General features: G+C 48.4%; 4 protein-coding genes. 1 reads left to right on the top strand and 3 read right to left on the bottom strand.

The features are described 5' to 3' along the window. Nucleotides 1–800: AMP-binding protein (locus ACRCZA_RS12905; RefSeq protein WP_438674824.1), on the bottom strand; the 800-nt coding region annotated here is incomplete at its 3' end. Between the two features lie 232 nt (nt 801–1,032). Further along, a complete protein-coding gene (locus ACRCZA_RS12900; protein ID WP_438674823.1) occupies nt 1,033–1,584 on the bottom strand; it encodes a thioredoxin family protein in 552 nt (183 codons plus the stop codon). A gap of 397 nt (nt 1,585–1,981) precedes the next feature. On the opposite strand from ACRCZA_RS12900, the gene ACRCZA_RS12895 reads away from it, so the two are divergent. Continuing rightward, a complete protein-coding gene (locus tag ACRCZA_RS12895; protein ID WP_438674822.1) occupies nt 1,982–2,596 on the top strand; it encodes a LysE family translocator in 615 nt (204 codons plus the stop codon). 56 nt (nt 2,597–2,652) lie between these two features. Here ACRCZA_RS12895 and ACRCZA_RS12890 read toward each other — a convergent pair whose 3' ends face one another. Then, nucleotides 2,653–2,976, bottom strand: a complete 324-nt coding sequence (locus ACRCZA_RS12890) for a DUF3144 domain-containing protein (RefSeq protein ID WP_438674821.1) — start codon at nt 2,974–2,976, stop codon at nt 2,653–2,655. Between the last annotated feature and the right edge of the window lie 296 nt (nt 2,977–3,272).

The raw sequence follows: 3,272 nt of genomic DNA, 5'->3' as shown, positions 1-3,272 counted from the left end.
CCTGCAATATCACGAGGATTGGGGATTAATACTGAGCATCCACCACATTCAAAGTAGAGCACCAAGTTCACCATAAAGGCGTATATATGATAAATCGGCAATGGCGCCACGAAGATATCCTGTCCTTCGCTGATGACGCTGCCGATGCGGGATTTCACTTGGGCGGCGTTTGCAAGCAAATTACCGTGGGTTAACATCGCGCCCTTAGATAATCCCGTGGTGCCGCCAGTGTATTGCAGCGCGGCCAGATCTTCGGTGTTGGGGGCGATGCGCTGGAAGGGTAATTGAGCGCCTTGCTTTAGCACTTGGCAAAATTCGATATTTTTAAGCCCAGTTTTCGGCTGAATTTGCGGGGCAATGAGATCCTGTGGATGGGTTGAAATCACCTGAGTTATTGCGGTATTGGCAACCACTTTCGCTAAGGTTGGCAAGAGATCGGATAACACCACGAGGACTTTCGCACCAGAATCATTAAATTGATGGATAAGCTCGCGCTCAGTATAGAGCGGGTTCGTGTTGACTAAAATCATGCCCGCACGCAGTGCACCGTAGGCCGCGATGACAAATTGAGTGATATTGGGTAATTGAATAGCGATCCGATCGCCGGGTGTGAGATCGGTGTTATGTTGCAAATAGGCGGCAAAATAACGTGAGTCTCGTTCGATATCATTAAATGAGCAGGTTTTACCTAAGCAGGCATAGGCGGGGCTATCGCCATAGCGCGCGCTAGTTTGCTCGATGAGGTCGACCAATGATGCGTATTTGTCGAGTTTGAGTGATAAGTCTTGATCATATGCCATGCCTAACTACCTCAAAGATGGTGTTTATTCGTTATTATTTTTGGACTAAACAGGTTGTTAGAGTAGAGCGCGTTTGCCTATAAGGTCAATGCTTATCGTACAAGAGGATGTTGCTGTCATTGTTAACCTTTCCATTTCTCAATTGGGTTAATTGCGATGATGCATAAAGGCTATCGGCTGGGGCTAAATTCGCCAAGCGTGCTATTGGGCGGCGGTCGTATGAGCCACAGGCTTAGCGGTTAACTTGCTTAGCGGTTGCGAGCCCATTTAACACATCACTGATACTCAGTTTGGATGGCAATTGAATGCCATTGGGAGCCCCTGGGCCGTAGATTTTGTTGTAGGGTACACCTGGTACACCTTCTGCACGCATATAGCTTTCAATCGTTCTATTGGCCTCACTCCAGTTGCCCTGCATCAGAATAATATTATCGGCCATGAGGGCTTTAACAATTTGTTCCCTATGGGTGACTTCGGCCTTGTTGGTTTGGCAAATCGCACACCAATCGGAGGTGATATCGACAAAGACGGTATAGCCTTGGGCAACCAAGGGAGCAATGTGCTCCGGCGCAAAGTCGCGCCACGCTAATTTTTGATAAGCTTGATAATCTTCACCTTTATGAACAAAACCAATAATGGCCCCCAGCCCTAACGCAAATAAGGCCAGCACAAGGATCACCGCTAAGGGGATTGTTTTGCCTTGGCTTCTTTGAAATAGCAGTAGGGCTGCTGCGGCAAGGATGAGGCCGAGCATAACAAGACTGACAAGCGTGATAGTGTCCATCAAGAGTGGCTCGCTGGTCGAGAGAGTTAAGCGGCTATAGTAGCCAGATATAGCTGAAATAGGTATGAATTTATGGGATGATCCGCGCCCGTAAGTGCCATTATTTCAAGCGTGTGCCATTGTCTCAAGCGTGCTTGATGCTTAACGTTAGTCACGCATTGAACCAGTGGGGTGGCCTCTATCGGTTGAGCGCCCTGTATCGGCGCCAGATATGCGTATAGAGCACAATTTGGTATTTATCATTTTGATTTTTATCTATGTTATGCAGCCTTGGCGGCAGCGTTGTGATTGAGCAGCCCGGCCCGATTGGGTTTAAGCGGGCCATTTGCTTACATAGTGCAAGTGTACCGTGGCGATGAGGCTGAGTATTGGGTCTTTGATTTGTAAAGGAAGAAAGATGAGTTTGAGTACTTGGTTAGGGCTGCTAACCATTTGTTGTTTAGGGGCGATGTCTCCCGGTCCGAGCCTGGCAATGGTGATACGACACACCCTTGGGGGCGGGCGGGGCAAGGGCATCGTTTGTGCCTGGGCTCATTCTATCGGCATTGGGATATATGCGTTAGTCACCCTGTTAGGTTTGGCGGTCGTGCTGAAAAAGGCTCCTTTGATATTCAATGGCATCGCTATTTTAGGGGCCTTGTATCTCGCTTGGATGGGGATCCAAGCGCTGCGAGCAAATGGCACAATGCAGGCGAAATTGGCAACGGGGGAGGCTAGCGACACACTCACCGCTGCGCGCGATGGCATTGCGATTTCCCTATTCAACCCTAAGATTATGTTGTTCTTTTTGGCGTTGTTTAGCCAGTTTGTGATGGTCGCTGACAGCGTGAGCGGACAGGCACTGATTGTCTTGACGCCGATGCTCGTCGATGGACTCTGGTATACCTTTATCGCCTTAGTGTTATCACATTCAAGTGTGTTACCTAAATTAAGGGAAAAGGCCGGGTTGATTGATAAACTGGCGGGAGTGGTACTCATCCTGCTTGCTATTCGAGTGGTCTATACACTCTAGCGTTTGGCTAGAGATAACACGCCATCATTGGCTGGCGTGTTATCGCGAATGGCTAATTAGCCTTTGAATACCTGCACAGCATCATCGTTGGCTGCCGGGCTGGATTCTTCAGTCATGACGGGTGGATTGGCGATGTGGTCATCTAAATTATCGCTTAGCATTTCTCGGTATTCGGCACTAAACCATTCTAATGCACTGTCTTTTTCGGCGCCTAAATCGGCGGATTTGATGGCGGCCTCAAAGGCATTAAAACGCGCCGCCGCAAAGCGTAGAGCCGTGCCGACTTTACCGACATCCCCTTCCTGCTGGCTGAGTTGATTCGCTAAGGCAATAAATTGATCGGCTAGCTCAAAAATAGTGGTCGTTTTTGGGTCGGTCATGGGGTTCTCTCTGGCAAAGACACAAATGTAAAGCGCGATTCTATCTTAATTTTGGCAATAGGCGAGCGCTTCGACGCAACTATTGGGATCTAAATCAGTGCTGACGCTAGCGTTTTTTGAACGATCAACAGGCCAGTAAAAGTATTGGCATTAATTGGGCGAGATAGCGCTGGCGCGATAATTGTGCCGCGTTTATTGGCATTGGTCATTAACATCGGTAAGCTTACATTAAAAAGAAAGTGACATATTCTCCCGCCACGGTTGCACCGTGAATTGCAGCTGTGATTGTTTTTTAT

This window comes from Shewanella sp., from assembly GCF_051658185.1.
Taxonomy (GTDB): domain Bacteria; phylum Pseudomonadota; class Gammaproteobacteria; order Enterobacterales; family Shewanellaceae; genus Shewanella.
Note: the sequence above shows the minus strand (reverse complement) of the source record. Positions and strands in the feature narration are given on the sequence as shown.

Bases quoted from the DNA above. Each gene is read 5' to 3' on its own strand.
- ACRCZA_RS12895 (WP_438674822.1), top strand. From the start codon at position 1,982: ATGAGTTTGAGTACTTGGTTAGGGCTGCTAACCATTTGTTGTTTAGGG.
- ACRCZA_RS12890 (WP_438674821.1), bottom strand. From the start codon at position 2,976: ATGACCGACCCAAAAACGACCACTATTTTTGAGCTAGCCGATCAATTT.
- ACRCZA_RS12900 (WP_438674823.1), bottom strand. From the start codon at position 1,584: ATGGACACTATCACGCTTGTCAGTCTTGTTATGCTCGGCCTCATCCTT.